Origin of the sequence: Pseudomonas sp. R62 (assembly GCF_000257605.1) — a bacterium.
GTDB classification, from domain to species: Bacteria; Pseudomonadota; Gammaproteobacteria; order Pseudomonadales; family Pseudomonadaceae; genus Aquipseudomonas; species Aquipseudomonas atacamensis.
In genome coordinates this window covers 4,769-8,341 of the sequence record NZ_JH635999.1, presented here as the reverse complement: position 1 = coordinate 8,341, position 3,573 = coordinate 4,769, and the positions used below count along the sequence as shown (strand labels likewise).

At 59.2% G+C, this 3,573-nt stretch carries 2 protein-coding genes; both read right to left on the bottom strand.

The annotated features are described in order from the left end of the window. Window positions 1–2,544 (bottom strand): 2-oxoglutarate dehydrogenase E1 component (locus tag OQK_RS18455; protein ID WP_016773676.1); only part of this gene is annotated, 2,544 nt, incomplete at its 3' end. A gap of 251 nt (window positions 2,545–2,795) precedes the next feature. Beyond that, window positions 2,796–3,500: a succinate dehydrogenase iron-sulfur subunit gene (locus tag OQK_RS18450; protein WP_016773675.1), complete on the bottom strand. Its 705-nt coding sequence runs from the start codon at window positions 3,498–3,500 to the stop codon at window positions 2,796–2,798. Between the last annotated feature and the right edge of the window lie 73 nt (window positions 3,501–3,573).

The following is a 3,573-nucleotide window of genomic DNA, read 5'->3' as shown; positions in this document are numbered from 1 at the left end:
GATATCTTCGCGGCCTTCGGCACGGCGTTTTTCCAGCAGGTCGTAGTAGACCTTGCCGCTGCACAGAACCACGCGCTCGACCTTTTTCGGGTCCAGTGCGTCGATTTCCGGGATCACGGTCTGGAACGAACCTTCGGCCAGATCTTCCAGCGTCGAGATGGCCAGCTTGTGGCGCAGCAGCGACTTCGGCGTCAGCACGACCAGCGGCTTGCGCAGCGGACGAATCACCTGACGACGCAGCAAGTGGTAGATCTGCGCTGGCGTGGTCGGCATGCACACCTGAATGTTGTGCTCGGCGCACAGCTGCAGGTAACGCTCAAGACGTGCCGAGCTGTGCTCAGGGCCCTGGCCTTCGTAACCGTGTGGCAGCAGCATGGTCAGACCGCAGAGACGGCCCCACTTGTGCTCGCCGCTGGTGATGAACTGGTCGATCACGACCTGAGCACCGTTGGCGAAGTCGCCGAACTGGGCTTCCCAGATCACCAGCGCGTTTGGCGTGGTGGTCGAGTAACCGTATTCGAATGCCAGTACCGCTTCTTCCGAGAGGAACGAGTCGTACAGGTCGAAACGTGGCTGACCGTCGTACAGGTTCTGCAGCGGAATGTAGGTGCCCGCGTCTTTCTGGTTGTGCAACACAGCGTGACGGTGCGAGAACGTACCGCGGCCGATGTCCTGACCAGTCATGCGGATCGGGTGACCTTCGAACGCCAGGGTCGCGTACGCCATGGTTTCGGCGTAACCCCAGTTGATCGGCAGGCCGCCGGCTTGCATCTTCTGACGGTCTTCGTAGATCTTCGCGACCTGACGCTGAACGACGAAGCCTTCCGGAATTTCCAGCAGCTTGGCGGACAGTTCTTGCAGGGTCTTGAGATCGAAACGCGTGTCGTGACGCGCAGTCCAGGCGTGGCCCAGGTACGGACGCCAGTCGACGAACAGCTCTTTGTTCGGCTCTTTGACCAGCGATTTCACCACGTGCAGACCGTTGTCCAGCGCGTTGCGGTATTCGTCGACCTTGGCCTGAACACGTTCAGCGTCGAGCACACCGGCCTGGGTCAGGCGATCAGCGTACAGCTCACGGGTGGTGCGCTGCTTGGTGATCTGCTGATACATCAGGGGCTGGGTGCCGCTCGGCTCGTCGGCCTCGTTGTGGCCGCGACGACGGTAGCAGACCAGATCGATCACCACGTCACGCTTGAACTGCATGCGGTAGTCGATGGCCAGTTGGGTCACGAACAGCACGGCTTCCGGATCATCACCATTCACATGGAGGATCGGCGCCTGGATCATCTTGGCAACGTCGGTGGCGTACTCGGTGGAGCGCGAGTCCAGCGGGTTGCTGATGGTGAAACCAACCTGGTTGTTGATCACGATGTGCACGGTACCGCCGGTCTTGAAACCGCGGGTCTGCGACATCTGGAAGGTTTCCATGACCACGCCCTGACCGGCGAATGCCGCGTCACCGTGGATGGAGATTGGCAGAACTTTCTCACCGGTCAGGTCGTTGCGACGGTCCTGACGGGCGCGCACCGAGCCTTCGACCACCGGGGAAACGATTTCCAGGTGGGACGGGTTGAACGCCATGGCCAGGTGAACTTCACCGCCGGTCGTCATCACGTTGGACGAGAAGCCCTGGTGGTATTTGACGTCACCGGAACCGAGTTCAACCTTCTTCTTGCCTTCGAACTCGTCGAACAGCTCGCGCGGGTTCTTGCCGAAGGTGTTGACCAGTACGTTCAGACGGCCACGGTGGGCCATGCCGATGACGACTTCCTTGGTGCCGTACGAGCCGGAACGCTGGATCAGTTCGTCGAGCATCGGAATCAGGCTTTCGCCGCCTTCCAGACCGAAACGCTTGGTGCCCGGGTATTTGGTGCCCAGGTATTTTTCCAGGCCTTCACCGGCAGTCACGCGCTCAAGCAGGTGGCTCTTGATGTCGGCGGAGTACGTCGGACGACCACGCACGCTTTCCAGACGCTGCTGGAACCACTGGCGCTGCTCGGAATCGGTGATGTGCGTGAATTCAGCGCCGATGGTGCGGCAATATGTCTGCTGCAACGCTTCGTGAATTTCGCGTAGGCTCGCTTCCTCTTTGCCGATGAACAGGTCGCCGGCACGGAAGGTCGTATCAAGATCGGCATTGGTCAAGCCGTAATGATTGATCGACAGGTCTGCAGGTGCAGGACGCTGCCACAGTCCCAGCGGGTCAAGCTGGGCTGCCTGGTGGCCACGCATACGGTAGGCCTGGATCAATCGCAGCACTTCGACTTGCTTCTTCTCGTGCTCACTGCTCACGCTGCCGGCGGAAACCGGTTGGGCGCGGCGCTGGTTCTTTGCCAGCAGCACGAAATGATCGCGAATCGTCGAGTGCGAAACATCAGTGGCAGAGTTGCCGTCGGCAGGCAACTTCTGAAAGTAGGTGCGCCACTCTTCTGGCACAGCGTTAGGGTCGTGCAGGTAGAGCTCATAAAGCTCTTCCACATAGGCAGCGTTTCCACCTGAAAGGTAGGCGCTGTTCCACATGCGCTGCATCACGCTTTCTTGCATGCTTGGTCACCCTCGGTTAGGGGAACACCATCGGTGTCGACACCGAGCAAACTTGCAGAAGTCCGAATGCAGCGACTAAAACAAGCCACCTAGGATCACACTGATAGTCCGGGTACCAGCCCGGATGCCCCTGCTTGTCTCATTTCTTCAAAAGAAGAGCTGCAGCTTATGGCTACTGCTCTGGTTATAGCCATGACGCGGGTTGAAGCCCGCGCCACAGCCTCTACGGTGCAACGGTTACAGCAGCTGAATCACACGCCGCTCGAAAGCAGCATGTTACGGATGTGACCGATGGCCTTAGTCGGGTTCAGGCCTTTCGGACATACGTTGACGCAGTTCATGATGCCCCGGCAGCGGAAAACGCTGAACGGGTCGTCAAGTGAAGCCAGACGCTCGCTGGTCTTGGTGTCGCGGCTGTCTGCCAGGAAGCGGTAGGCTTGCAGCAGCGCAGCAGGACCCAGGAACTTGTCCGGGTTCCACCAGAAGGACGGGCAAGAGGTCGAGCAGCAGGCGCACAGGATGCACTCGTACAGACCGTCGAGCTTTTCGCGCTCTTCTGGCGACTGCAGACGCTCGATGGCCGGAGCCGGCGTGTCGTTCTGCAGGTAAGGCTTCACCTTCTCGTATTGCTTGTAGAAGATGCTCATATCGACGACCAGGTCACGGATAACCGGCAAACCTGGCAGCGGACGAACGATCAGTTTGTTGCCTTTTACAACGGCAGACAGCGGCGTGATGCAGGCCAGACCGTTCTTGCCGTTGATGTTCATGCCGTCGGAGCCGCAGACGCCTTCACGGCAGGAGCGACGATAGGAGAAACCTTCGTCCTGCTCTTTGATCAGGGCCAGCACGTCCAGCACCATCAGGTCTTTACCACCGGTATCGACCTGGAAATCCTGCATGAACGGCGCAGCGTCCTGATCAGGGTTGTAGCGATAAACACTGACTTGCAACATGGCGGTCACCCTTAATAAGTCCGGACTTTAGGTTCGAAAGTCGGAACAGTCTTCGGCGAGAAGTTCACGGCAC